General features: G+C 67.9%; 25 protein-coding genes and 1 pseudogene. 13 read left to right on the top strand and 13 right to left on the bottom strand.

Annotation, left to right across the window (positions count from 1 at the left end; genetic code table 11):
- Positions 1–96 precede the first annotated feature (96 nt).
- The gene (locus WS64_RS35035; protein ID WP_167351651.1) at positions 97–234 is read right to left on the bottom strand and encodes a hypothetical protein; all 138 of its coding nucleotides are present in this window, start codon (positions 232–234) and stop codon (positions 97–99) included.
- A 1,079-nt stretch (positions 235–1,313) separates the two neighbouring features.
- Between WS64_RS35035 and WS64_RS29730 the strand changes: the two genes are divergently transcribed.
- Both WS64_RS29730 and WS64_RS29725 read left to right on the top strand, forming a co-directional pair.
- Positions 1,314–1,580, top strand: coding sequence for a hypothetical protein (locus WS64_RS29730; protein ID WP_060968680.1), 267 nt, complete (start codon positions 1,314–1,316; stop codon positions 1,578–1,580).
- Between the two features lie 85 nt (positions 1,581–1,665).
- Positions 1,666–3,153, top strand: coding sequence for a carbohydrate porin (locus WS64_RS29725; RefSeq protein WP_060968679.1), 1,488 nt, complete (start codon positions 1,666–1,668; stop codon positions 3,151–3,153).
- 103 nt (positions 3,154–3,256) lie between these two features.
- On the opposite strand, the gene treA is transcribed toward WS64_RS29725, so the two are convergent.
- Together treA and WS64_RS29715 are read right to left on the bottom strand one after the other, a co-directional pair.
- Positions 3,257–4,975 (bottom strand): alpha,alpha-trehalase TreA, encoded by a 1,719-nt coding sequence (gene treA, locus WS64_RS29720; protein WP_059584696.1) that lies wholly within the window; start codon positions 4,973–4,975, stop codon positions 3,257–3,259.
- 135 nt (positions 4,976–5,110) lie between these two features.
- The gene (locus tag WS64_RS29715) at positions 5,111–5,740 is read right to left on the bottom strand and encodes a TetR/AcrR family transcriptional regulator (RefSeq protein ID WP_060968678.1); all 630 of its coding nucleotides are present in this window, start codon (positions 5,738–5,740) and stop codon (positions 5,111–5,113) included.
- Between the two features lie 381 nt (positions 5,741–6,121).
- Between WS64_RS29715 and WS64_RS29710 the strand changes: the two genes are divergently transcribed.
- Entirely contained in the window at positions 6,122–7,510 is a 1,389-nt protein-coding gene (locus tag WS64_RS29710) for an MFS transporter (RefSeq protein WP_059584688.1), read from the top strand.
- Between the two features lie 87 nt (positions 7,511–7,597).
- On the opposite strand, the gene WS64_RS34750 is transcribed toward WS64_RS29710, so the two are convergent.
- On the bottom strand, positions 7,598–7,855 hold the full coding sequence (locus WS64_RS34750) for a hypothetical protein (protein WP_155720517.1): 258 nt from the start codon (positions 7,853–7,855) through the stop codon (positions 7,598–7,600).
- Between the two features lie 51 nt (positions 7,856–7,906).
- Between WS64_RS34750 and uppS the strand changes: the two genes are divergently transcribed.
- The 3 genes from uppS to WS64_RS29695 all read left to right on the top strand — a co-directional run bounded on the left by uppS (position 7,907) and on the right by WS64_RS29695 (position 11,357).
- Positions 7,907–8,677, top strand: coding sequence for a polyprenyl diphosphate synthase (gene uppS / locus WS64_RS29705; RefSeq protein WP_060968677.1), 771 nt, complete (start codon positions 7,907–7,909; stop codon positions 8,675–8,677).
- 53 nt (positions 8,678–8,730) lie between these two features.
- Entirely contained in the window at positions 8,731–9,810 is a 1,080-nt protein-coding gene (locus tag WS64_RS29700) for a terpene synthase family protein (protein ID WP_060968676.1), read from the top strand.
- A gap of 335 nt (positions 9,811–10,145) precedes the next feature.
- Positions 10,146–11,357, top strand: a complete 1,212-nt coding sequence (locus WS64_RS29695; RefSeq protein WP_060968675.1) for a winged helix-turn-helix domain-containing protein — start codon at positions 10,146–10,148, stop codon at positions 11,355–11,357.
- A 21-nt stretch (positions 11,358–11,378) separates the two neighbouring features.
- Here WS64_RS29695 and fabI read toward each other — a convergent pair whose 3' ends face one another.
- The 4 genes and pseudogenes from fabI to WS64_RS29675 all read right to left on the bottom strand — a co-directional run.
- Positions 11,379–12,140: an enoyl-ACP reductase FabI gene (fabI, locus tag WS64_RS29690; protein WP_060968674.1), complete on the bottom strand. Its 762-nt coding sequence runs from the start codon at positions 12,138–12,140 to the stop codon at positions 11,379–11,381.
- A 28-nt stretch (positions 12,141–12,168) separates the two neighbouring features.
- On the bottom strand, positions 12,169–13,290 hold the full coding sequence (locus WS64_RS29685) for an alpha/beta fold hydrolase (RefSeq protein WP_060968673.1): 1,122 nt from the start codon (positions 13,288–13,290) through the stop codon (positions 12,169–12,171).
- 8 nt (positions 13,291–13,298) lie between these two features.
- A complete protein-coding gene (locus WS64_RS29680; protein ID WP_060968942.1) occupies positions 13,299–14,507 on the bottom strand; it encodes an acetate/propionate family kinase in 1,209 nt (402 codons plus the stop codon).
- A gap of 10 nt (positions 14,508–14,517) precedes the next feature.
- Positions 14,518–15,516, bottom strand: a pseudogene (locus WS64_RS29675) (phosphate acetyltransferase); the annotation flags it as partial.
- Positions 15,517–15,635: 119 nt separating this feature from the next.
- Here WS64_RS29675 and atpG point away from each other — a divergent pair.
- Positions 15,636–16,505: an ATP synthase F1 subunit gamma gene (gene atpG / locus WS64_RS29670; RefSeq protein WP_060968672.1), complete on the top strand. Its 870-nt coding sequence runs from the start codon at positions 15,636–15,638 to the stop codon at positions 16,503–16,505.
- A gap of 10 nt (positions 16,506–16,515) precedes the next feature.
- Positions 16,516–16,974 (top strand): ATP synthase F1 subunit epsilon, encoded by a 459-nt coding sequence (atpC, locus tag WS64_RS29665; RefSeq protein WP_060968671.1) that lies wholly within the window; start codon positions 16,516–16,518, stop codon positions 16,972–16,974.
- 27 nt (positions 16,975–17,001) lie between these two features.
- Here the strand turns inward: atpC and WS64_RS29660 are convergent, their stop codons facing one another.
- Positions 17,002–17,220: a DUF1653 domain-containing protein gene (locus tag WS64_RS29660; protein ID WP_006480837.1), complete on the bottom strand. Its 219-nt coding sequence runs from the start codon at positions 17,218–17,220 to the stop codon at positions 17,002–17,004.
- A 57-nt stretch (positions 17,221–17,277) separates the two neighbouring features.
- Positions 17,278–17,721, bottom strand: a complete 444-nt coding sequence (locus WS64_RS29655) for a GNAT family N-acetyltransferase (RefSeq protein ID WP_060968670.1) — start codon at positions 17,719–17,721, stop codon at positions 17,278–17,280.
- A 201-nt stretch (positions 17,722–17,922) separates the two neighbouring features.
- On the opposite strand from WS64_RS29655, the gene WS64_RS29650 reads away from it, so the two are divergent.
- From WS64_RS29650 to WS64_RS29635, 4 genes are all read left to right on the top strand, one after another.
- A complete protein-coding gene (locus tag WS64_RS29650) occupies positions 17,923–18,183 on the top strand; it encodes a type II toxin-antitoxin system Phd/YefM family antitoxin (RefSeq protein WP_060968669.1) in 261 nt (86 codons plus the stop codon).
- Positions 18,180–18,446: a Txe/YoeB family addiction module toxin gene (locus WS64_RS29645; RefSeq protein WP_060968668.1), complete on the top strand. Its 267-nt coding sequence runs from the start codon at positions 18,180–18,182 to the stop codon at positions 18,444–18,446. The genes WS64_RS29650 and WS64_RS29645 overlap by 4 nt, the downstream gene beginning before the upstream one ends.
- 48 nt (positions 18,447–18,494) lie before the next feature.
- Positions 18,495–19,118 carry an HAD hydrolase-like protein gene (locus tag WS64_RS29640; protein WP_060968667.1) on the top strand — a complete coding sequence of 208 codons (624 nt, stop codon included), beginning with the start codon at positions 18,495–18,497 and terminating at the stop codon, positions 19,116–19,118.
- Between the two features lie 385 nt (positions 19,119–19,503).
- Entirely contained in the window at positions 19,504–20,082 is a 579-nt protein-coding gene (locus WS64_RS29635; protein WP_060968666.1) for a DUF4142 domain-containing protein, read from the top strand.
- Positions 20,083–20,193: 111 nt separating this feature from the next.
- On the opposite strand, the gene WS64_RS29630 is transcribed toward WS64_RS29635, so the two are convergent.
- Together WS64_RS29630 and WS64_RS29625 are read right to left on the bottom strand one after the other, a co-directional pair.
- Positions 20,194–20,793, bottom strand: a complete 600-nt coding sequence (locus tag WS64_RS29630) for a GNAT family N-acetyltransferase (RefSeq protein ID WP_060968665.1) — start codon at positions 20,791–20,793, stop codon at positions 20,194–20,196.
- A gap of 60 nt (positions 20,794–20,853) precedes the next feature.
- Positions 20,854–21,768 (bottom strand): LysR family transcriptional regulator, encoded by a 915-nt coding sequence (locus tag WS64_RS29625; RefSeq protein ID WP_059639790.1) that lies wholly within the window; start codon positions 21,766–21,768, stop codon positions 20,854–20,856.
- Between the two features lie 108 nt (positions 21,769–21,876).
- Here WS64_RS29625 and lysA point away from each other — a divergent pair, with 108 nt between their 5' ends.
- On the top strand, positions 21,877–23,130 hold the full coding sequence (lysA, locus tag WS64_RS29620) for a diaminopimelate decarboxylase (RefSeq protein WP_060968664.1): 1,254 nt from the start codon (positions 21,877–21,879) through the stop codon (positions 23,128–23,130).
- A gap of 182 nt (positions 23,131–23,312) precedes the next feature.
- Here the strand turns inward: lysA and WS64_RS29615 are convergent, their stop codons facing one another.
- Positions 23,313–24,200 carry a DMT family transporter gene (locus WS64_RS29615; RefSeq protein WP_059639792.1) on the bottom strand — a complete coding sequence of 296 codons (888 nt, stop codon included), beginning with the start codon at positions 24,198–24,200 and terminating at the stop codon, positions 23,313–23,315.
- Positions 24,201–24,211: the final 11 nt, after the last annotated feature.

Genomic DNA, 24,211 nt, shown 5'->3' with positions numbered 1-24,211 from the left:
TGCGATTCGATGAGCGTGTGACCTTGGAATACGCACGGGGCGGCCCCTCGAAGGCGGCCGCGCGTGCGCATGCCGAGGCGCGCTCGGCGCTTATTTTCAGTGGATCAATGCTTTGAGCTGGTCCAGCAGACGGGAGAACACCCGCGGACGGGCGTCGAGCGTCAGCATCGCGTCGTAGTGCTGGCGCGATTCCGTGACGTGCGGAAGGTTCGACAGCAGAAGGCCGAAGTTCATGGTCTGGCTCCGTGCGGCGACGGCAGCGTGCCGGCCGCGTGATGGGCGCGGGGCCAGTCCGGGGCCTGAACGACGTGTCAGGCTAGTCGGCCGGATTGCCCCCGCGACCCGGGTTCGAAAGGGTCTGCGTATGCGACGGGCATAAGGGACAACTGTCACTGTCGTTCATGGCGGCTCCTGTGCGGTGTTCCGGGGAACACGGTTGACCGCCGTCCGGCCGGCGGGCCGGCATTCGCGCGCCCGGAGAACGGATGCGTGAACGCGGCCGCCTGCCTGGCGGCGGTGAAACCGGGCAACGCATGCGAGAACGCATCACGCTAACCGGCGCGAATCAGGGTGCACGTAGGAAGTGGCTGCGGAATACTGCTGCGCGCACCGTTTGCCTGGCAGACAAACGGCGGCTTCGATGAGGCGCGGACGTCGGTCGCTCAGGCGGAAATTTCGTTCGAAGATCGACTACTGCAGGCGTCCAAGGCGGCGGCCCCAAGAGTGAAGATGGCGGATTCTATGGATCGCGCGAAAGCGAAGTCAACCCCTTGAAACCCCATTTTTCGAAATAAATTCCCCGCATGATGCGACTGAAAGATTTGCCCTTGAATTGACGTTCTGAAACCTTTCAGCGTCGTCACGACGCAACGATGCGCCGATGCGCGGGAGCAACGGCCCGACCTCCGCCGCGCGCCCTTGTCGCCCTCGCAGAGCGGGTACGTGGCCGCCGCGCGCCGCTGCGACACGCACACCACGCAGCGCAACCGTCATGCGTTTTTTACTTGCGCCGCAGCAAAAGTCGCGACTACAATCCGCCCCAATTCATTACGGGAGTCCCTCCGTGGACGCATGCTCTAGTTGCAGTTCGATGCCGGTCCAGGCCGGCCAAGCCATCGCGAGATAGCAGCCAGACGCATGTCTTTCGCCGCTAGCTCGCACTCGTCGGGTTAGCGCGCCTCCATCCGGGCCGGCCATCGCCGGTTCGTCAGTCGCACGCTTCGCCATGTTCCACCCTCCGATCGCAGGCCGCGTCATGCACCCGCGCTCGATCACGTCGTCCGGCGTTCGCCGGACGGAACGGAGGCAGCGTCATGTTCTTTCAATCGTTCGCGTTCAAGTTCAAGCGCGTCGTGCACGTCGCGCGCGACCGCTCGTTTTCCGGCCGCTCGCCGCTCGCCCGGGCATTCGGCCGCTGGCGTGGCCTGGCCCTCGCCCACGTCCCCGCGGCGCCCCGCCCGCTCGATTGCGTGCTGATTGCCGCGACGGCGGCCGCGGTCGCGCTCGTCGCGCTACTGTGCTCGGCCGCGTCACACGTCGGCTTCGCACAGGTGTGGCGCGTCGGCGGCTGGCTGCCGTAAGTCCTTCCCCATGCGGGCCGTCTCGCCATGCGGCCCGCATCACGTTCCCGTTTCTTCAGCCAACCTGATCAAACTGCCAACCCAAATGAAGAACCCGCTCGCTCCCGTTCCGCGCAAGCTTCGCCTCGACGCGCTCGCCGCGCTGCTGCTGTCGCTCGCCACCGCATCCGCATTCGCGCAAGCCTCGGCTCCCGCCGCCGAACCGGCGGCCGGCACGAACGATGCCGCCGCCCCCGCGCAACCACAGGCCGCCGATGCCGCCGCGCCCGCGCCCACCGGCTTGTGGGAGCGTTCGAACCTCCTAGGCAACATGGGCGGCCTGCGCGACGTGCTCGACGAACACGGCGTCACGCTGAGCCTTCAGGAAACCAGCGAATACCTGTACAACGCGTCCGGCGGCACGGGCCGCGGCGGCGCGTACCAGGGGCTCACGCAATTCGGTTTGAACGTCGATACCGGCAAGGCGATCGGCCTGCCGGGCGGCACGTTCAACGTGTCGGGGCTGCAGATCCACGGCACCAACCTGTCGCAGCGCTACCTGCAAACCTTGCAGACCGCGACCGGCATCGAGGCCAATTCGACCACGCGCCTGTGGGAGCTCTGGTATCAGCAGTCGCTGCTCGACGGCAAGGTCGACGTGAAAGTCGGCCAGCAGAGCGTCGACCAGGAATTCATGGTGAGCGAGAACGCGGCGACGTTCATGAACGCGACGTTCGGCTGGCCCGTGCTGCCGTCCACCGACCTGCCGTCCGGCGGCCCCGCGTATCCGCTGTCGTCGCTCGGCGTGCGGCTGCGCGTGAGGCCGGCCGACGCGTGGACCGCGATGGTCGGCGTGTTCGACGGCAACCCGGCCGGCCGCACCGACGGCGACGCGCAGGTGCTGAACGCGCACGGCACCAACTTCAACCTGCGCAGCGGCGCATTCGTGATCGGCGAAGTGCAGTACGCGCTGAACGCGCCGCCCGCCGACCCGAAGGCGCCGCAGCCGGCCGGCCTGCCCGGCACGTACAAGCTCGGCGTCTGGTATCACTCGCAGCACGCGAACGATCCGCGCTACGGCACCGACGGGCTGTCGCTCGCCGATCCGGCGAGCAACGGCACGCCCGCCACGCATCGCGGCAACTACGGCTTCTATGCGGTCGCGGATCAAATGGTGTGGCGGCCGTCGGCCGACAGCCCGCGCTCGGTCGGCGTGTTCGCGCGCGTGATGGGCTCGCCCGGCGACCGCAATGTCGTCGATTTCGCGGCCAATGCCGGCGTGACGCTGAAGGCGCCGTTCGCCGGACGCGACAACGACGTCGCCGGCATCGCGATCGGCTACGCGAAGATCGGCTCGCATGCGCGCGGCCTCGACGGCGATACCGGCGTGTACACGACGCCCGGCTATCCGGTGCGCCGCGCGGAAACCGTGATCGAGGCGACCTACCAGTATCAGGTCGCGCCGTGGTGGCAGGTGCAGGCCGATCTGCAGCACTTCTTCCGTCCGGGCGGCGGCATCCCGAACCCGAACGCGGTCGGCGCGCGCATCGGCGACGAAACCGTGGTCGGCGTGCGCACGACGATCACGTTCTGATGCGAGCCGCATGAAGACCCGGGCCGGCCGGCCGCTTGCGCGACGGTCCGGCCCGTGCGGTGGCTTGCGGTACGGGCATGCGGCCCCTCCCGCGCACTACACACTATTCGCCGTACAGCCCCAGCAGTTTCAGCGTGACGCCGTTGGTCCAGCCGAAGCCGTCCTGCAACGGGTATTCGCCCCCTCCGCCGCCGCCCGTGCCCGTGCCTTCGACCACGTACTTCTCGACGAGCTTGCCTTCGGTCGCGTACACCTGCTTCACGTCGGCCAGGAAACGCGTGCCGATGTCCTTCGCGAGCGCCGGTTCGCCGTAACGGCGCAGCCCGTCGATCGCGATCCACTGCAGCGGCGCCCAGCCGTTCGGCGCATCCCATTGCTGGCCCGTGTGCTCGGTCGTCGTCACGAGGCCGCCCGGCTGCAGCAGCGTCTTGCGCACTTCACGCGCGGTCGCCTTCGCGCGCTCCGGCCACGCCACGCCCGCGAACAGCGGATACAGCGCGGCCGCCGTCACGCCGTCGCGCGGCTTGCGCAACTGCCAGTCATAGTCGCCGTAATAGCCGCGGCGGTTCCACAGGTAGTGATTGATCGCGGCCGCACGCCGTCCAGCCCGCGCCGAGAAATCGGCCACGCAGCCGATGTCGCGCGTGAGCGCGCAGCCCTTCACGATGGTCGTCTCGAGATGGAACATCAGGCTGTTCAGGTCGACCGGCACGATCGAGGTCGTGCGGATCGTCGCGAGCGTCTTGCCGTCTCCGAACCAGCGCGAGCTGTAGTCCCAGCCGCTTTCGGCGCCCGCGCGCAGGTCGCGGTACACCTCGTTCGCCGGACGGGACGGCACCGATTTCGCGGTCGTCACGTCCTGGAGATACGATTCGTCGCGCGGCGTGTCGCTCGCATCCCAGTAGCGGTTCAGCACCGCGCCGTCGGGCATCGTGACCACGTGGCGCGCGGCCTGCCCGCGCGGCGTCGTGGTTTCGCCCTGCATCCAGTACGCATGCTCCTTGCGTAGCGCCGGCAGGTATTTCTGGTAGACCTTGTCGCCTTCGACCTGCGCGGCGAGCGTGACCATGTACGCGAAGAACGGCGGCTGCGAGCGGCTCGCATAATACGTGCGATTGCCGTTCGGGATGTGCCCGACCGTATCGATCAGGTAGGCGAAGTTGTCGAGCATGTCGTCGACGAGATCCTCGCGCCCCGACACCTGCAGCCCGAGCATCGTGAAATAGGTGTCCCAGTAGTAGCCTTCACGGAAGCGGCCGCCCGGCACGACGTACGGCTTCGGCATCGGAATCAGCGAACTGTACGGGGGCGCCGTGACGCTCGTGCGCGTGAGCTGCGGCCACAGCCAGTCGATGTGCTGGCGCAGCGTCTGGTTCGGCGGCGGCGTCACGCCGCCTGCCGCGGGCGGTGTGAAATGCTGGTCGACGAACGCCTTCAGCGAGAAACCCGGCTGCGATTTCTGTTGCTGATACAACTGCACGATCGTCGCGGGATCGGTGTCGGGCGTGGCGTCGACGAAGGTCTTCTGGTCGGGATAGAGCTGCGCGGTCTGCACCGCGACGAACAGGTCGCCGTAGAGCTGGCTCGGCGGCGGCAGCAGCGTGCCCGACGCGGGCGCGGAAGCGGCCGCGGTGGTGGCCGGCAACGCCGACTGGCTGGCCGCTTGCGCGGCGGCCTGATGCGCATTGTCGGCCTGCGCGGCGCAGCCGGCGACGGCAAGATAGGCGATGGCCAGCGCGGCGGCCCAGCGCAGACGCGGCGCGGGCGGCGACTGACGCGACGAGAAACGAGATGCAAGCGGTGCGGCACGACGTGACGTCATGGCGTGTCCCCTCCTTTCGATGGTGGTGGATCGGCACGAGGTCTCGTTCGCGCGCGCGTTCGTCTCGATGGCCTTCGATCGATACGCGTCATGTTGTGGTGTGAATGGGCCCGACTGTCGCACGAAACATGCGTGTCAAGCAAGTTTCGATTCGCGCGACTCCCGCAGATAACCGCGCACCGCCCGCCACGCGCGCGCTTCGAGCGCATCGGCATCGGTCTCCCCGCGCGCGCCCGCCGCATCGACGATGCCTTTCACGATCGCGAGCAGATCGTGCGCGACCACGTCGGGCGCGGCGACGCGTGGCGCATCGCGCAGCCCGAGCGCATGCAGCAAGGTCGCGTGGACGCGGTCCGCGACGCGAGCGGTGCGCGCGCCGAGCGGCAATCGCGCCTCCTCGAAATCGATCAGCCGCGCGAGCGCCGGCCGGCGCATCTGGTGTGCGACGGCCGCGCGCACCAGCGCGCGCAGCACGTCGTCGCAGGACGACCGCGCGGCTGCGCGGTCGACGTCGTCGAGCAGATGCGCGCTCTCGCGCTCGACGAGCGCGGCCGTCAGCGCATCGCGGTTCGGGAAGTATTGATAGAGGGAGCCGATGCTCACACCGGCCAGCGCGGCCACGGCATTCGTCGTGTAGCCATCGAAGCCGTCGCGCTCCAGAACGCGAGCGGCGGCCTCGACGATCGCATCGACGGTGGCCATCGAGCGGCGCTGGCGCGGCGCCTTGCGGGGCGAAAGCGGGATGCGCGAGGACGATTCCGACATGGCGGGAACGCGAGTTCCGAATATGAGCAAGTGCTCATATTTTAGAAACGCACCGCCGTGCCGTCAAAAGGAATCGACATGGCCGGCCGACGCGCCGCTCGTCGCATTCAAGCGCAAACGCGCGGTCGATTTACCGTGCGACACGCGGTTGGGAAATCACCGCGTCGACATCCTGCCCGATATCGAAAGCGCGCGCGCCCCGCTGCGACGATGCGGATTTGTTCACCGGGCAAGCAGCGCACCGCTCGCGCGCGCGCAGTCATCCCTTCCACGCCACCCGTCAGAAAAGACGACTGTTGCAACATGCGGAACAACTGTTGTCATACGTGACGCAGCGCTCACATTATGGGCATAATGGCGTCTTTACCGCGCGCCCTCCTCATGTCGCCCGTCTTTCTAGCACCGCTCATCGTTGCCTGTGCGTTGTTCATGGAAAGCGTCGACGCGAACATCATCGTCACCGCACTGCCTGCGATGGCGAGGGACTTCGGGCACAACCCCGTCACGCTGAACATCGCGATCACGGCCTACGTGGTCGGTCTCGGCGTGTTCATCCCGATCTGCGGCTGGCTCGCCGACCGCTTCAGCGCCCGCTCCGTGTTCCGCACCGCGATCGGCATCTTCGTCGTCGGCTCGCTGATGTGCGCGGCATCCAACTCCCTCGGCGTGCTCACGTTCGCGCGCTTCATCCAGGGCGTCGGCGGCGCGATGATGGTGCCGGTCGGCCGCATCATCATCTTCCGCGCGGTGCCGCGCGCCGATCTCGTGCGCGCGATGAACTACCTCGCAATTCCCGCGCTGTTCGGGCCCACGGTCGGGCCGCTCGTCGGCGGCTTCATCACGACCTACCTGCACTGGCGGATGATCTTCTTCATCAACGTGCCGATCGGCCTTTACGGAATCTACCTCGCGAGCAAGCACATCGCGAACACGCACGAACCCGATCCGGGCCCGCTCGACTGGTTCGGCTTCCTGCTGTCGGCCAGCGGCGCCGCACTGCTGCTGATGGGCCTCACGCTGATCGACGGCTCGCTCACGTCGCGCTCGAACGCGATCATCATGTGCGCGGCCGGCGCCGCGATGCTCGCGCTGTATGTGCCGTACGCGCGCCGCAAGACACGCCCCGTGCTCGACCTCGGTTTCCTGAAGATCCCGACCTACCACGCGAGCGTCGTCGGCGGGTCGCTGTTCCGCATCGGCCTCGGCGCGGTGCCGTTCCTGCTGCCGCTCGCGCTGCAGGAAGGGCTCGGCATGAGCGCGTTCCACTCGGGGCTCATCACGTGCGCGTCCGCGCTCGGCGGCGCGGTCAGCCGGTCGACGGCCACGCATACGCTGCGCCGCTTCGGCTTTCGCACGGTGCTGATCTACAACGCGGCATTCGCGGGCCTCGCGATCGCCGCATACGGTGTGTTCCATCCCGGCATGGCGACCTGGGCGATCTGGCTGATCGTGCTCGTCGGCGGCATCTTCCCCGCGCTGCAGTTCACTAGCCTGAATTCGATGATCTATGCGGACATCTCGCCGCGCGACGCCGGCCGCGCGACGAGCCTCGGCAGCGTCGTGCAGCAGATGTCGCTCGGCCTGGGCGTCACGGTGGCCGGCCTCGTGCTGCACGTGTCGCATTGGCTCCAGGGCCATCAGGCGATGGTGTGGTCGGATTTCTGGCCCGCGTTCCTGGTGGTCGGGCTGTGCTCGTTCGCGTCGATTCCGATCACGCGGCGGCTGCCGCCCGGCGCCGGCGACGAAATCGCGCGCGGCAAGCGGCAGTAAACGGCCGCCGATCGATTGCGGCGGAAGCGTTTTCGCCGCAATCGATCGCCCGGGTATTACGTCGTTTTTATTTTCCAATTCCGCGATTTATTCAATCGCGCGAAACACACAAACCGCTCGCCGAATCCACATGCCGAAATAACATCGGCTCGAAAATCGATCGCGCATCACCGCTTTCGATATCCGCCGGCGCCGCGCCACGCCTGCGCGGCCGCTTGCGCGCCCGGGCGCCTCGATATCGTGCATGCGAACGACTTGATAATCCGAAATCCATTGATCGATAATGGTCGCTCGCATCGGCGCGAACGGAATCCCCCGCCGGATTGCAGCAGTCGCGATAACCATCCCATCCGCTGTTTCACGTTTCGATCGCTATCTCGCCTCGAAGGAGTCTCCATGACTCGAGAGCTGATTCTGCGCGCGCCGGAAACATTCGCCATCCACTCGCCCGCTGAACCGGATGCGGCCCGGCCGCCGTTGCCGACCCATCTCGCCGTCATTCTCGACGGCAACCGGCGCTGGGCGGAGCGCCTCGGCCTGCCGGCCGCCGACGGCTATCGGGCCGGCGGACGCAACGTGCATGCGCTGCTGTCGTGGTGCGAGGAAGCCGGGATCCCGCTCGTGACGCTGTGGCCGCTGTCCACCGAGAATCTCCAGCGCGACGCCGGGGAATTGCGCGGCCTGCTAGCGGTGATCGCCGACGTCTTCGACGAGCTCGCCGCCAGCGGCCGCTGGCGCCTGCACGTGATCGGCGACCTGACGCAGCTGCCGCCCGCCACGGCCGAGCGCATCGGCGCCGCGCAGCAACGCACGGCCCACGCGCGCGGGCTCGACGTGAACATCGCGGTCGCCTATAGCGGCCGCCTCGACCTGCTGCACGCAGTCCGCTCGCTGATCGCGGAGCACGTCGCGGCCGGCACCGTCGATCAGTTGCTCGCGCAACTCAGCCCGGAGTCGATCGCGAGCCGGCTGTATACGGCCGGCCAGCCTGAGCCGGACCTCGTGATCCGCACGTCGGGCGAACAGCGCCTGTCGAATTTCATGCTGTGGCAAACCGCTTTCTCCGAGTTCTATTTCACGCCGACGTGCTGGCCCGATTTCGGACGCGACGATTTCGAACAGGCCATCGATGCGTACGGCAAGCGCGCGCGCCGGTTCGGCAAGTAGCCCGGCGCGCTCCTCACGACACCTGTTGTCACCCGCCATCCGCGAGGTACGCCATGTCCACCGTCGAAACCGTTGCCGTCGAAGCCGCCGCGCCCACGCTGGTGCTGCCGCATCTGCCCTACCCGTTCGAAACATCCGTGCATTCCGATGCCGAGCGCGCCGAAGCCGACCTTCACGCGTGGATGAACAGCCACGGATTGCTCGACGATCCGCGCTGGGCGCACGGCATCCGTCACGGCAAGGTCGGCGAATACTGCGCGCGCGTCTATGCGCATTCGTCCTTCGACGGACTGTGCACGACCGCCCGCGCTTACGGCTGGATCTTCGCGATCGACGACGGCCTGTGCAGCCTGCACGGCGTCGCGCGCGCCCCGGGCGAGCTCGGTGCGCTCTACTTGTGGCTCTACGAGATGATCGCCGATCCGAGCGGCCATGATCCGGCGCCGCTGCGCGCCGCGCTGGCGGCGCGCCTGCCGCACCTGGCCGCGTTCCTGCCGGCCCTGCAACGCGCGACGCAGGACATATGCGCGCGTATCGCCGCCGTGTCCACGCGCGTGCAGTACGCCCGCTGGGTGGCAGGGATGATGACGTTCCTGTTCTCGACGCTGTGGGAAGCCGGCCGGTTCGCGACCGACGTCGTGCCAGGCGAGGCCGAATACCTGTCCGGCCGCACGTACAACGGCTGCGGCGAGGGTGCGTTCGCGCTGATCGATATCGCCGCAGGCTACGAAGCGCCGGCCGCGTTCTACGCAGACGCAGCGGTCGAGCGCCTGCGCAGGCTGTCCAACGCGATCCTGTGCCTGTGCAACGACATCTTCTCGTATCCGAAGGAAGCCGGCGAATCGAGCAGCAATCTCGTGTGCGTGCTGATACACGAACGCGGGCTCCCGCCGCAGGCCGCGCTCGACGCGGCGGCGGACATTCACAACGGCTATCTGGCGCGTTATCTCGATCTGGAAGAAAAGGTGCGCGCGCGCACCGACGATCGTGCGTCGCTGCGCCTGCTCGACGAGGCCCGGACGTACATTCGCGGCAACTACGATTGGCACTTCGGTTCGCCGCGTTACGGCGCGGCGAAACACTACGACCTGTCCCGCGCGCTGCGGCCCGGACAGACGAGCGCCGCGGCATGACCTGTCGCGGACAATGGAGGAAAAACCGGAAAAACAAAAAAATCAGCGGACATCCACACGGGGCCGGTGCATAGCCGCATGGATGTCCGCTCAGGGCTCCGGGTCTCCCGATGGGGGTTGGGAAACCCGGATTCGCTTCCTGCGTGCCATGGACATATGTGCGTCGGAAGCGGAATCGTTGCGCGCACGTGTCGTCGCGCCATGAACCGCACTATAGGGAAACTTGCGAAACGTATCTGTCAACCATTGTCAGACGCGTTGCAGCCGCACGTCGCACGCGCGCGCCGCTTTCGCGCTAAAGTGGTTCCCGATCGCCACCCTCGACCGTCCTGCCGATGCTCACGCTTTCGTCCGCCGCCGCCCGCGCCCTGCATCTCGCCGCACAGGGCCTGCTCACGCCGCCCCGCCGCAAGGCGACCAAGTCCGACGTGCTCGACACGATCCGCCGGATGGCGCAGTTGCAGATCGATACCATCCACGTGGTCGCGCGCAGCCCGTATCTCGTGCTGTACAGCCGTCTCGGCGATTTCCCGCCGCACTGGCTCGACGAACATCTCGCCGAAGCGCGCCTGTTCGAATACTGGTCGCACGAAGCGTGTTTTCTGCCGATCGAGCAGTTCGGGCTGATGCGCTACAAAATGCTCGACCCGTCGGGAATGGGCTGGAAATACGCGGCCGAATGGCATGAGCAGAATCGTCCCGAGATCGAGCGGCTGCTTGCGCGGATTCGCGAAGAAGGCCCGGTGCGGTCGGCCGATTTCGCACGCGAAAACGGCGTGAAGGGCAACGGCTGGTGGGATCGCAAGCCCGAAAAGCGTCATCTGGAAGTGCTGTTCACGACGGGCGACCTGATGGTGTCGGAGCGCCGCAATTTCCAGCGCGTGTACGACGTGCGCGAACGCGTGCTGCCCGACTGGGACGATGCGCGCGACCTGCCGCCGCGCGAGGCCGTGCTGCCCGCGCTGCTCGACTACACGTGCCGCGCGCTCGGCGTCGTGCGCGCGGACTGGGTGGCCGACTACTACCGGCTGCCCCGCCGCTCGTACCGCGCGGAGCTGGAGCGGCTCGCCGAGGCCGGCGACCTGATTCCGGTGCGGATCGACGACTGGAAGGAGCCGGCCTACGTACACCGCTCGCTCGATGCGCTGCTGCCGGCCGCCGCGGCCGACACGCTGCGCTCGACGGTCACGACGCTGCTGTCGCCGTTCGATCCGGTCGTCTGGGACCGGCGGCGCGCGTCGACGCTGTTCGGGTTCGACTACACGATCGAGTGCTATACGCCCGAGCACAAGCGGCGCTACGGCTATTTCTGCCTGCCCGTGCTCCATCGCGGCCGGCTGGTGGGCCGCGTCGATGCGAAAGCGCATCGCAGGCTCGGCACGTTCGAGCTGAAGGCCGTGCACGTCGAGCCGGGCGTGCGGTTCGGCACCGGGCTCGCGGCCGACGTCGCGAAGGCCGTGAAGAAGCTCGCGGCATGGCACGGCACGCCGGAGGTGACGGTCGCCCACGCGCCGCCGGCCCTCGTGCAGGCATTCGCGCGCACCTGAGCGCCGCGTGCAGCCGGCGCGCTAGCCGAGCATGTGCATGCCGGCGTCGATATAGTGCGTACCGCCCGTGATCGCCCGTGCGCCGTCGCTGGCAAGAAACGCGCAGAACGCGCCGACGTCGTCGATGTCCAGCGCGTGATGCAGCGGCGCCCGGCGCGCGGTGTCGTCGAGCAGCCGGCCGAAGTCCGGCAGGCCCGACGCCGCGCGGGTCGGCAGCACACCCGGCGAAATCGCGTTGACGCGAATGCCCGCGCCGCCGAGTTCGGCCGCCAGGTACCGCACGCTCGCTTCGAGCGCGGCCTTGACCGGCCCCATCACCCCGTAATTCGCGACGACCTGCTCCGCGCCGAGATAGCTCATCGCCATCAGGCTCCCGCCGCGCGTCATCAGCGGCTCGGCGAGCCGCGCCATCCGGATGAACGAATGGCACGAGGTATCCATCGCGAGCGAGAAGCCTTCCGGCGAACTGTCGACCACGCGGCCGTGCAGGTCCGCCTTCGGTGCATACGCGACCGAATGCAGCACGAAGTCGATCTCGCCCCATTGCGCCGTGATCGCGTCGAACACCGCCGCCATCTGGTCCGGCCGCCCGACGTCGAGCGGCATCCGGATCGGCGCGTCGAGTTGCGCGAACAGCGGCTCGACGTGCGGCAAGGTCTTGTCCGACTGCCAGGTCACCGCGAGCGTCGCGCCCGCCCGGCAAAACGCGCGCGCGCATCCCCACGCGATGCTTCGTTCGTTCGCGATGCCGACGACGAGCCCGCGCTTGTGTCGCAACGTCATGTCGCTCTCCGTAACGATCCGCGCCGGCCTAGCGCTGCGCCGCGATCCATTGCGCGATGTCCGGCCACACCGTCTTGAGCGTGCGCGTCCCCATGAACAGGCCGATATGGCCGCCCGGCACGAGCCGGCTCTCGATGCGCGACGCGGGCGTGCCGAGACGATCGCGCGCCCCGAACACCTGCTCCGGCGTCGTGATGTCGTCGGCCTCGCCGGCGAGCAGATAGACCGGGCACGCGACATCCTTCAGGTCGAGCGTGCGCCCGAGCGCGACGAACGTGCCCTTCGCGAGCCGGTTCTCCTTGAAGATCTGCACGATCGCCTGCAGGTACCAGCGCCCCGGCAGGTCGATCGGGCTTTCGTACCAGTTCGCGAACACCTCGCGCTTGCGCAGGTATTCGGGATCGTCGAGATGCTCGTACAGGTCGACGTGCTCGGCGAGATAGTGCTGGTCGGGATGCATGTTCTTCCAGCCGCGCAGCATGAAGCGCCCACGCATCAGCCCGCCGCCCAGCGCGACGAGTTCCTCGTAGAACGACGTCGGATACGTGTGCACCATCTGCCTGATCGGGCCGTCGCCCGCGTCGGTATCGATCGGCGAGCCGGCCAGCACGAGACTCGCGACCTTGTGCGGGAAACGCGCCGCGTACATCGCGGACATCCAGCCGCCCTGACACAGCCCGACGAGATTCACGCGGCCGCCGAGTTCGTCGACGCACACGTTCAGTTCGGCCAGATACTGGTCGATCTCGAGATCCTTCATGTCCTCGGTGGCCGAGCGCCAGTCGGTCAGGTACAGACGCGTCACGCCGTGCTCGCGCAGCGTCTGCATCAGGCTCTGCCCCGGCTGGTAGTCGGCGATCATCGCGCTGTGCCCTGCATACGGCGCATCGACGATCGTCGGCAGCCCGTGTGCCGGCGCGGCCGAATAGTCGCGAAACGTCATCGTGCGCAGTTCCAGCAACGGCCGGTTCGCCGACGCCAGCGCCGGATGCGCTTCGAAATGGAGCTTCTCCTCTTCCGCGAGGAAGCGGAGATTGCGCGCCGCGATCTCGGCGCCGGCCGCGAACATCGCGTTGGCGGCGGCCATCGGCCAGAAAATCGGCAGCGCGAGAGCGCTGGCGGCAGGGGAAAGCGTATCGCGTGCTGTCATCGAAGGTCTCACCGGATCGGATACGGCGTGGAAGGGATCGCATCGTCCAGCACACGGCGCGTGTGCCGCGCGATCATCAGATTCTCGTCGGTCGGGATCACGCGCACCGTCACGCGCGACGCGTCGCCCGAAATCACCGGCAGGCCGGCGGCGTTCGCCGCGTCGTCGAGCACGATGCCGAGCCACGCCGCACGGCTGCAGATCCGTTCACGCACGCGCGGCGCGTGCTCGCCGATGCCCGCCGTGAACACGAGCGTGTCGAGGCCGCCGAGCACGCCGGCCAGCGCGGCGAGTTCGCGCGCCGCGCGATAGGCGAACAGCTCGACCGCATGCGCGGCCGACGGCGCGTCGCTCGCGAGCAGCGTGCGCATGTCGCTCGACACGCCGGACACGCCGAGCAAGCCCGATTCGGCATAGATCAGATGCTCGACTTCGTCGAGCGACCGGCCTGCGTGACGCTGCAGGTACAGGATCACGCCGGGGTCCAGCGCGCCCGTGCGCGTGCCCATCGGCAGCCCGTCGACGGCCGTGAACCCCATCGTCGTCGCGATGCTGCGGCCGTTCGCGAGCGCACACAGGCTCGCGCCGTTGCCGAGATGCGCGATCACCGTCCGGTGCCGCACCCACGATGGATCGAGGGCCGCGAGCGCCGTCGCGATGTACTCGTACGACAGCCCGTGAAACCCGTAGCGCACGACGCCCTGCCCGGTCAACGCGCGCGGCAGCGCGAACTCCCGTTCGAGCGCCGGCACCGTCGAATGGAACGCCGTGTCGAAACACGCGACCTGCGGCAGGTTCGGCGCGACCGCGGCAACCGCGCGAATCGCGTCGACGTGATGCGGCTGGTGCAGCGGCGCGAGCGGCGAAAGCGACGCGATCGCATCGAGCACGCGCGCATCGATCCGCACCGGCGCGGTGAAATACGGGCCGCCATGCACGACCCGGTGCCCGACGCCGTCGAACGCGGCCTCGCGCCCGACATGAGCCGCGAACCACGCGTGCAGCGCCTCGATCGCGCCTTGATGCCCCGGTTGCGCGACGGGGCTGTCGGCGAGCGTCGTGCCGTGCGCGTCGGCCACGAACAGATGCGGCGTGTCATGCAGGTTCTCGACCTGCCCGTGCAGGCCCGCATCGAGCGAACGATCCTCGCGCTTGTCGTAGACCGAGAACTTGAGGCTCGACGAGCCGGCGTTGAGCACGAGGACGGGATGTCGCATCGCGGCCCCGTCAGCGTGCGTCGGCCGCAAGCGCCGGCGCGGCCAAGGGCGCGGCCGTGGCGCGCGCCACCGCCGCGACGAGCGCCGCGACCGCGCAGCTCGCCAGGCGCGTGCGTTCGCTGTCGGCGCGACTCGTCAGGATCACCGGCACGCGCGCGCCGAGCACGATGCCGGCCGCATCGGCATTCGCCAGGAACGTCAACTCCTTCGCGAGCATGTTGCCGGCCTCGAGATCGGGCACGAGCAGGATGTCCGCATCGCCCGCGACCGCGGAACCGAGATGCTTGAGCCGCGCGGCCTCCGGGCTGATCGCGTTGTCGAGCGCGAGCGGCCCGTCGAGCAGCGCGCCGGTGATCTGGCCGCGCTCGGCCATCTTGCACAGCGCGGCCGCGTCGAGCGTCGACGGCAGCTTCGAGCTGACCGTCTCGACCGCCGACAGGATCGCCACCTTCGGCCGGGCGATGCCGAGCGCGTGCGCGAGATCGATCGCGTTCTGCGCGATGTCGGCCTTCTGCTCGAGCGTCGGACGGATATTGACGGCCGCGTCGGTGATGAACAGCGGCTTGTGGTAAGTCGGCACGTCCATGATGAACACGTGGCTCAGCCGCCGCCCGGTGCGCAGCCCCGTATCGGCGCGCACCACTTCCGCCAGCAACTCGTCGGTGTGCAGGCTGCCCTTCATCAGCGCCTGCGCGTCGCCCGCGCGCACCAGTTCGACGGCGCGCGCCGCCGACGCATGGCTGTGCGGCGCATCCACGAGCCGATAGCCGGACAGGTCGACACCGAGCGTCGCGGCGAGCATCGTGATCCGCGCCACCGGGCCGACCAGCACGGGCACGACGATACCGGCCCGAGCGGCGGCGGCCGCCGCGTGCAGCGATACCTCGTCGCAAGGATGCGCGACCGCGACCGTCACCGGGCGCAATGCGCTGCAACGCGCGATCAGCGCTTCGTATTTCTGATGCGTGCGGAACTCGGTCATCGGCTGCCCCTTCGCAAGGATCACGTGAACGGATTCTGGTGCGGGACCGGGCGAAGTCGTTTGATTTCAGTCAATCGTTTCAGGTGAAGTCCCGATAGCATGAAGTCGCACGATGACATCCGGATGGCCGCGACGCCCCCCCTGACATGCACACACGCGAAATCCGCGCGAAGATCGCCAGCACCTCGTCCACGCGCAAGATCACCAAGGCGATGGAGATGATGGCGCGCACCAAGATGGCGAGCGCGCAGCGACGCGCGCGCGAGTTCCGCCCGTACGCGGCGCGCATCGGCGCGATGGCGGAACGCGTGCTGCGCGACCGTCCCGACCACGTATCGGCGCTGATGGCGCGCCGCGATACCGTGCGCCGCGTCGGGCTGATCGTCGTCAGCACCGATCGCGGGCTGTGCGGCCCGCTCAATGCGCGATTGCTCGTCGAATGCGTGAATGCGCTCGAACGCTGGGACCGGGCCGGCGTCGCCTGCGAACTGAGCGTGATCGGCGCGCGCGGGCTTGCGCCGCTGCTGCGCCACGGCGCGACCATCGCGGCCCGTGCGAGCGGCCTGGCCGCCGAGCCGCACTTCGAGCAGTTGCTCGGCGCGCTGCTCGTGCCGCTGACCGCGTTCGTCAACGGCGAGCTCGACGAAGTGCACGTCGCGTACAACCGGCTGACGAGCCCGCTCGCGTACGAGCCGCGCATCGACGCGATGCTGCCGATCGCGGGGCTCGACACCGGCGCGCCGACCGACGGCGCGGCCGCGTCCGATTATCTGTACGAGCCCGCACCCAAACCCGTCGTCGACACGTTGCTGCTGCGCTACGTCGAGGCGACGCTCTATCAGGCCGTCGTCGAAAACTACGCGTGCGAGCAATGCGCGCGGATGTTCAGCATGCAGACCGCGACGGACAACGCCGACCGCGTGTTGCGCGAACTGCGGCACCTGTACCAGAAGACGCGACAGGCGCAGATCACCACCGAGCTGTGCGAAATCGTCGCCGGCGCGGCGGCAGTCTGAAGGAGTACGCATGAAGACGTCGATGCGGCTCGACATCGTGAGCGTGGAAGCGGTGCTGTATGCCGGCGACGCGCATTTCGTCGTCGTCCCGGGGGAAAGTGGAGAACTGGGGATCTACCCGCACCACGCGCCGCTGCTCACGCGGATCCGGCCGGGCGTCGTGATGCTCGTCGATGCGCCGACCGGCGAGCATCGCCGCCTGCTCGTCGCGGGCGGCGTGCTGGAAGTCAGCCGCGAAGGCGTGACGCTGATCGCCGATCACGCGCTGCGCACGCCCGAACTCGACGATCTGCGCGCACGCGAAGCGCGGCATGCGGCCGACGACTGGCGCCGGCGCTACGCGCACGAAAACCGGCGTGCGTTCGATTTCGCGTCGGCCCGCGCGGAACTGATGGAAGAAATCCGGCGCTTCTTTGCGATGGCGCTGCGGCAACAGGCGCCGCACGACAAGCCCGGCGGCGCCGGCTAGACGGCGGCTCAGGCGCCGCCCGCCCGCTCAGTCGCGCAGCTTGCGAAAACGCGGCGTGCCGTCTTCGAGATTGCCGTTGAACATCGCTTCCGGCCGCACCCACAGCCCGCGCGCATGCGGCCACAGATGCTCGTAGACGACCACCGATTCCTCGGTTTCGGAATGGCGGGCAACGCCGATGTAGCGGTACAGGCCGCCCTTGTAGTGGCGGTGCGTCGCGAGCTGTTCGGCTTCCTGTTCGGTCATGGTGTGCTTCTCTTCGGCAAAAACGGAAAGCGCGTATTGTATGCGCTGCGCCGCGCGTCAGCGTTTCGTGTAGATATCGGGGCGGCGAATCTCCATCAGCCGCTCGGGGTTCGCGGACGGACCGAAACCGACCGGCCGGTACAGTCCGTGTGCATCGGTCGTCACGAGCATGATGCGGCGCAGGCGCTGCACCATCTCCTGCGCGAATATATGGTCGATCAGCGCGCGGCCGTAGCCGTTGCCGCGTTCGGCCGGCAGCACGAACACGTCGCACAGGTACGCGAACGTCGCATGATCGGTGACGAGCCGCGCGAAACCGACGAACCGGCCGCCGACATACGCGCCGAAGCACAGCGAGCCCTCGATCGCCCGCTCGACCACGTCGCGCGGAATGCCCTGCGACCAGTACGCATCGCGATGCAGGAAGTCGAAGATCGCGTCGACGTCGAGTTCGCGCTTGTCGGTGGAAAATCTCAGCGTGGCGGAGGTGGCTGCGGGCACGTCGGTTCTCCGGTTCGGTGGCGGAAGGCGGAGCATCGACGATACCGCGCTGTCGGGTGGGGGACAAGGGTATGGCCGCGACGCCGCGGGAGAACAGATGCGCGTCGCCCTGCCGCACGGCGCCCAGACATGTACAACTTCCTGTACATATATTCGGATAGCACTATACTTGTAGCGTTACACGTACAAGTAAGGCGTACCATGCGCACGATTCATTTTTCCGATGCCCGCGGCAATCTGAAGACCGTCATCGACCAGGTCGTCGACGATGCGGACGTGACGCTCATCACGCGCCGCGATGCGCCGAACGCCGTCATCATGTCGCAGGACTATTACGACAGCCTGATGGAGACGGTCCACTTGCTGCGCTCGCCGGCCAACGTCGCTCATCTCGAGCGTTCGATCGCGCAACTGCGCAAGGGCAAGGCGAAGGAACACAAGCTCGCCGCGGATGATGAATGAGCGTACGTCGTGTGCTTTTCACTTCCGATGCATGGGACGACTATGTCTACTGGCAACGGCAGGATCGCAAGACGCTCGAGCGCATCAACCAGCTCATTCGCGAAACCCGGCCAACGCCGTTCGAAGGCATCGGCAAGCCCGAACCACTGAAGGCCCATCTCTCCGGTTTCTGGTCGCGCCGTATCGACGATACGAACCGTCTGGTCTACGAGGCTGACGACCTTCAGATCAGCATCGTGTCCTGCCGCTACCATTACGAGTAGCACGGCGCCAACTACCTTCGTCACGTTCAGCCTCCGATGCCTCGCCTGATGACCTACCGCCTCATCGCCTTCGACTTCGACGGCACGCTCGCCGATTCGCTCGACAGTTTTCTCGCCGCGCTGTCGGAAGCGTCACGCCTGCACGGCTTTCGCGACGCCACGCCCGAACTGCGTCCGGCGCTGCGCGGCATGTCGGCGCGCGAGATCATCCGCGCGCTCGACGTGCCGATGTGGAAAGTGCCGCGCGTGACGATCGACATACGCCGCCTGATGCGGCCGCGCGCCGCGCACGTGCGGCTCTTTCCCGGCGTCGACGCAACGTTCGACGCGCTCGCCGCGCGCGGCATCCGCATCGCGATCGCCACGTCGAATAGCGAGGAAATCGTGCGCGACCGGCTCGGCCCGCATGCCGGCGCGCGCGTCGACCATTTCGCATGCGGCATTCCGCTATTCGGCAAGGCGCGCCGGCTGCGCGCGCTCGTTCGCGAGGCCGGTGTGCGCGCCGACGAAGTGCTGTACGTCGGCGACGAAATCCGCGATGCCGACGCGGCACGGCGCGCACGTATCGCGTTCCAGGGCGTCGCGTGGGGTTACACGGCGCCCGACGCGTTGCAGGCGCATTGCGCGATGCCGTTGCTGCCGCGCCTCGATGCGCTGCTCGAGCGCGTATAGCGCTTTCACGCACGCCACGCACCGACGCAACCCACTCGCGCGACGCCATCGCGCCGATCACATGCCGATGACACGCACGCGCATCTCATGCATTGCATGCGCCACGCGCACGCAAAAATTGCCGCCGCGGCATGCGCATCAGGTACGCGCTACCTGCCTGCGCGCATGCCGACCGAATCGTCTTACCAACCGTTACACAAGCCACAGCACGGTTGCACCTGCTACCCGACCGCTCTCCTAGAATCAGTCGGGCCGGGAAACACTTCGACCGACGCCGCGGCAGAGCGGCGGTCGATTCCGGTCCGGGCGCGCCCGGTCTCTCTCGCACAGCGACGGATCGCACGATCCGTTTTTCAACCAGAGCCCCGATCGAAAGGAGGTCCCCATGAACCGCTTCCCCCACATTTCGCGCGTTGCCTTGTCTGCCGCCGGCCTGCTTCTCGTCGCCGTGACGGCGACCGCGCAAACCGCGCAGCCGGCGGCCGGCGCATCGGCCGCACCGGCCGCGACCGCGACGCGCATCCACGAAGCCGACCAGACCTTCATCACCGACGGCACGAAGACGGTGTCGACGCAGCACGACGCCGCGCGCATCGCCGATTCGCGCACGTCGGACAGCCAGGTCAAGGCATTCGCGCAACGCGTGTCGGCCGACGATGCGAAGATCATCCAGGCGATGCGCGCGGCGAGCCCTCGCGGCGTCGACGTGCCGGCCAACGACCCCGACACGACCGTGCTGAACAGCATCAAGAGCCTGCGCGGCGCCGAGTTCGACAAGGCGTATATCGAACAGGTCGCGCTCGCCGGCCAGCAGAAGACGATCTCGGCATTCCAGGCCGAAATCGCGTCGGGCCGCGACACCAAGCTGAAGGAAGTCGCCCGCCAGGCGCTGCCGATCCTGCAGGCGCACTACGCGGACGCGCAAAAGCTCGCGCAGCGTCATCACCTCGCATCGGCGCAGTAACTCCCGCGATGCCGCGCCGCGCCACGTGCGCGGCGCACCGTTTCCCCCGCCGTCGCGCCGCCGCCTCCCCTGCCGGCAGCGCGATGCACGTCAAGCATCAAGCGTCCCGCGTTACGTCGCCAGCTTCGCCTCGAGCCGTGCCCGCACTTCCGGCCATTCGTCGTCGATGATGCTGAAGCGCACCGAGTTGCGCTTGCGGCCATCCGGCATGATCCGTTCGTGACGCACGATGCCCTCCTGTTTCGCACCGAGCCTCAGGATCGCCGCGCGCGATCGCTCGTTCAGCTCATCCGTCGTGAACTGCACGCGCACGCATTGCAGCGTGTCGAACGCATAAGCCAGCAGCAACCACTTCGCTTCGGTATTCGCACGCGTACGCTGCGCCGATTCGCTCAGCCACGTATGGCCGATCTCGAGCTTGCGGTTCTTGCGATCGATCTTCCAGAAGCGTGTGCTGCCGATCGCGCGGCCCGATGCGCGATCGACGATCACGAACGGCATCACGGTGCCGGCCGCCCGCCCCTGCAACGCCGTATCGATGTAGGCGTCGACCGTCTGCACACCCGGCACGACCGTGACCTTCAGGTTCCACAACGCGCCGTCGGCCGCGGCGTCCAGCAGCGCCTGCCGATCGGATGCGTCGAGCGGGCGCAGGACGACACGTTTGCCGGTGAGGGTCGGTTGTTCGAGGAAAGACGATGCGTCGGTCATGACGGGATTCCGGAGAAATGACGGCGATGGCGGTGAAGCGCCCATCATACGGCGATGCCGCTAGCCGAGGTGCGCGGCGAGCCGGCGGCGGATCGCCTTCGCTTCGCCGCGCAGTGCATCGGCGAACGCGTCGACGAGCAGGTTCTTCGGCCGGTGCTCGGGCACGATCAGGCTGACGCGGTACGGAAACGAACGCGTCAGCGGCCGCACGTGCAGGTCGCGACCGACGAAATCGAGCGCCGTGAGCGGGTTGACGATCGCGGCCCCGAGCCCTTGCCGCACGAACGCGCATACCGACACGGCCGACGGCGTGTCCACCACCGAGCGCGGCGCGACGCCGAGCTGCGCGAACGCCTCGTCGATCAGGATGCGGTACGGATCGTTCAGCGACAGGCTCACGAACGGACGGTCGGCGAGATCGAGCAGGTCGATCGCGTCCTGCGCGAGCAACGGATGACCGTCGGGCAGCACGCACACCTCGTCGACTTCCAGCAGCGGCGTGAGCACGGTGCCGGCCGGCGCGACGTCGTGCTCGGTCAGCCCGAGGTCGTAACGCTGCGCGGTCAACCACTCCTCCAGCACCGGCGATTCCTGCGTCGCGACCGACACGCTGACGCCCGCATGCGCGTCGTGAAAGCGCCGGCACGCACCGGGCAGGATCGCATGCGAGAACGCGGGCAGCGCGATCACCGACAATTGCCCGTCGCGAAACTCGCGCAGGCGCGCGGCCGTCGCCGCGACGCGTTCGAGCCCCACATACGCGAGCCGCACGTCGTCGAACAGCGTGAGCGCGGCCATCGTCGGGCGCAACCGGCCGTGCGCGCGCTCGAACAGCGCAAAGCCGACGACCTGCTCCATCCGCGCGAGTTCGCGGCTGATCGTCGGTTGCGACGTGTACAGCATCTCGGCCGCCCGCGTCGTGCTGCCGGTGACCATCAGCGCGCGGAAAACCTCGATATGACGGTGCGTCAGCATGATCGTATATATCAGAAATGAATCGAGTATTGATATATAGGCATTTTACTGTATAGCCGATCAGGCGCATCATCCGGCTATCCGTTCATTCGATCCGATTCATCCGCCATGTCCCTCGATTCCCGCCAGCTCGCAGCGCTCGCGCAGCAATACGGCACCCCGCTGTGGGTGTACGACGCCGACGTCATCCGCGACCGCATCGCCCAACTGCGCCAGTTCGACGTGATCCGCTATGCGCAGAAGGCGAACTCGAACGTCCATATCCTGAAGCTGATGCGCGAGGAAGGCGCGTGCGTCGACGCCGTGTCGCTCGGCGAGATCGAGCGCAGCCTCGCGGCGGGGTTCAGTCCGGCAGGCGATCCTGCGGCAGGCGAGCCGGAAGGCGTCGTGTTCACGGCCGACCTGATCGACCGTCCGACGCTCGCGGCGGTGCTCAAGCACGGCGTGACCGTGAACGCCGGTTCGCTCGACATGCTCGCGCGCATCGGCGAGCACGCGCCCGGCCACCGCGTGTGGCTGCGCGTCAACCCGGGCTTCGGCCACGGCCACAGCAACAAGACCAACACCGGCGGCCCGCAGAGCAAGCACGGCATCTGGATCGACGACGTACCGCGCGCGATCGAGATCGTGCGCCAGTACGGGCTGAAGCTGGTCGGCATCCACATGCACATCGGTTCGGGCGTCGACTACGGCCACCTGTCGCAGGTGTGCGATGCGATGGTCGATCTCGTCACGTCGCTCGGCCACGACATCGATGCGATCTCGGCCGGCGGCGGCCTGTCGATTCCGTATCGCGACGGCGAGCCGCGCGTCGACGTCGGCCACTACTTCAGCCAGTGGGACGCCGCGCGCAAGCGCATTGAACGGCATCTCGGCCACCCGGTGCGCATCGAGATCGAACCGGGCCGCTTTCTCGTTGCCGAAGCCGGCACGCTCGTCACCGAAGTGCAGGCCGTCAACCGTCGGCCGAAACACGATTTCGTGCTGATCGACGCGGGCTTCAACGATCTGATGCGCCCGTCGATGTACGGCAGCTACCACGCGGTGTCGGTGCACGCGCACGATGGCGCGCTGCCCGCCGGCCGGCCGCTCGTCGACCTCGCGATCGCCGGGCCGCTGTGCGAATCGGGCGACGTGTTCACGCAGGATGCGGGCGGCGTGGTCACGCACCGCAAGCTCGCGCAGCCGCAAATCGGCGACCTGCTGTTCCTGCACGACGCGGGCGCGTACGGCGCGTCGATGTCGTCGAACTACAACAGCCGGCCGCTCGCGCCGGAAGTGCTCGTCGATCGCGGTACGCCACGGCTGATCCGCCGCCGGCAGACGATCGGCGAATTGCTCGCGCTCGAAACGTTCGAGTAACCCGCGTCCGGCGTGGCGAACGCCCACGGCCAGGCTTGCCGCGACCGGCAGCCTCGCCGTTTTGCGTCGGATCGCCGCCGTCGGCCTCACGATCGCGATCGTGCGCATCGGCGGCAACCGGCTTACCGCCAGCCACGCACCGGGTGACGTCGGCCCGATGCGCGGCGCGCCGCGGTGCCGCGTCACCCCGCGCGCTGCACGGGCGCCATCTTCGAGAAATACTTCGCGCCCGCGACGCAGCCCACCACCACGACCGTCACGACGACCATCGACGGCGGCACCGTCTCGTGCAGCAGCCCGGCCGCGAGCAGGAAACCGAAGAACGGCTGCAGCAACTGCAGCTGGCCGACGCCCGCGATGCCGCCGAGCGCGAGCCCGCGATACCAGAACACGAAGCCGATCAACATGCTGAACAGCGACACGTACGCGAGACCCCACAGCGCGGCGGCATCGACGCCGTCGAACGACGCGGGCCAGGTCAGCCACGTGAGCGGCAGCATCAGCGGCAACGACAGCACGAGCGCCCACGAGATCACCTGCCAGCCGCCGAGCTCGCGCGACAGGCGCGCGCCCTCCGCATAACCGAGCCCGCACGCGACGATCGCGGCCAGCATCAGCGCATCGCCGACCACCGACGCCTGCCCGCCGTTGCGCAGCGCAAATGCGGCCACCGCGCCGCTGCCGACGATCGAGAAGATCCAGAACGGCAGCCGCGGCCGTTCGCCGCCGCGCCACACGCCGAACAGCGCGGTCGCGAGCGGCAGCAGCCCGACGAACACGATCGCATGCGCCGACGTCACGTGCTTCAGCGCAAGCGCCGTCAGCAATGGAAAACCGACCACGACACCGAGCGCGACGATGGCCAGCGACACGGCCTCGGCACGCGACGGCCGCTTCTGCTTCAGCACGACGAGCAGCAGCAGGCCGAGCGCGCCGGCGATCGTCGCGCGGGCGAACGTGAGGAACAGCGGGTCGAGCCCTTGCACCGCGACGCGCGTCGCGGGCAGCGAGCCACTGAAGATGATGACGCCCAGCAGGCCGCTGAGCCATCCGTCGGTCGTTTTCTGCACGGTCGATCCTG

This window comes from Burkholderia anthina (genome assembly GCF_001547525.1).
Lineage (GTDB): Bacteria > Pseudomonadota > Gammaproteobacteria > Burkholderiales > Burkholderiaceae > Burkholderia > Burkholderia semiarida.
This window is presented reverse-complemented; position numbering and strand designations above follow the sequence as displayed.

Coding starts and splice junctions, on each gene's coding strand:
- WS64_RS34750 (WP_155720517.1), bottom strand. CDS start 7,855: ATGGTTATCGCGACTGCTGCAATCCGGCGGGGGATTCCGTTCGCGCCG.
- WS64_RS29695 (WP_060968675.1), top strand. CDS start 10,146: ATGCTCACGCTTTCGTCCGCCGCCGCCCGCGCCCTGCATCTCGCCGCA.
- WS64_RS29730 (WP_060968680.1), top strand. CDS start 1,314: ATGTTCTTTCAATCGTTCGCGTTCAAGTTCAAGCGCGTCGTGCACGTC.
- uppS (WP_060968677.1), top strand. CDS start 7,907: ATGACTCGAGAGCTGATTCTGCGCGCGCCGGAAACATTCGCCATCCAC.
- treA (WP_059584696.1), bottom strand. CDS start 4,975: ATGACGTCACGTCGTGCCGCACCGCTTGCATCTCGTTTCTCGTCGCGT.
- WS64_RS29725 (WP_060968679.1), top strand. CDS start 1,666: ATGAAGAACCCGCTCGCTCCCGTTCCGCGCAAGCTTCGCCTCGACGCG.
- WS64_RS29630 (WP_060968665.1), bottom strand. CDS start 20,793: ATGACCGACGCATCGTCTTTCCTCGAACAACCGACCCTCACCGGCAAA.
- WS64_RS29700 (WP_060968676.1), top strand. CDS start 8,731: ATGTCCACCGTCGAAACCGTTGCCGTCGAAGCCGCCGCGCCCACGCTG.
- WS64_RS29645 (WP_060968668.1), top strand. CDS start 18,180: ATGAGCGTACGTCGTGTGCTTTTCACTTCCGATGCATGGGACGACTAT.
- lysA (WP_060968664.1), top strand. CDS start 21,877: ATGTCCCTCGATTCCCGCCAGCTCGCAGCGCTCGCGCAGCAATACGGC.
- WS64_RS29625 (WP_059639790.1), bottom strand. CDS start 21,768: ATGCTGACGCACCGTCATATCGAGGTTTTCCGCGCGCTGATGGTCACC.
- WS64_RS29650 (WP_060968669.1), top strand. CDS start 17,923: ATGCGCACGATTCATTTTTCCGATGCCCGCGGCAATCTGAAGACCGTC.
- WS64_RS35035 (WP_167351651.1), bottom strand. CDS start 234: ATGAACTTCGGCCTTCTGCTGTCGAACCTTCCGCACGTCACGGAATCG.
- WS64_RS29710 (WP_059584688.1), top strand. CDS start 6,122: ATGTCGCCCGTCTTTCTAGCACCGCTCATCGTTGCCTGTGCGTTGTTC.
- WS64_RS29640 (WP_060968667.1), top strand. CDS start 18,495: ATGACCTACCGCCTCATCGCCTTCGACTTCGACGGCACGCTCGCCGAT.
- WS64_RS29635 (WP_060968666.1), top strand. CDS start 19,504: ATGAACCGCTTCCCCCACATTTCGCGCGTTGCCTTGTCTGCCGCCGGC.
- atpG (WP_060968672.1), top strand. CDS start 15,636: ATGCACACACGCGAAATCCGCGCGAAGATCGCCAGCACCTCGTCCACG.
- WS64_RS29660 (WP_006480837.1), bottom strand. CDS start 17,220: ATGACCGAACAGGAAGCCGAACAGCTCGCGACGCACCGCCACTACAAG.
- WS64_RS29680 (WP_060968942.1), bottom strand. CDS start 14,507: ATGCGACATCCCGTCCTCGTGCTCAACGCCGGCTCGTCGAGCCTCAAG.
- atpC (WP_060968671.1), top strand. CDS start 16,516: ATGAAGACGTCGATGCGGCTCGACATCGTGAGCGTGGAAGCGGTGCTG.
- WS64_RS29685 (WP_060968673.1), bottom strand. CDS start 13,290: ATGACAGCACGCGATACGCTTTCCCCTGCCGCCAGCGCTCTCGCGCTG.
- fabI (WP_060968674.1), bottom strand. CDS start 12,140: ATGACGTTGCGACACAAGCGCGGGCTCGTCGTCGGCATCGCGAACGAA.
- WS64_RS29715 (WP_060968678.1), bottom strand. CDS start 5,740: ATGTCGGAATCGTCCTCGCGCATCCCGCTTTCGCCCCGCAAGGCGCCG.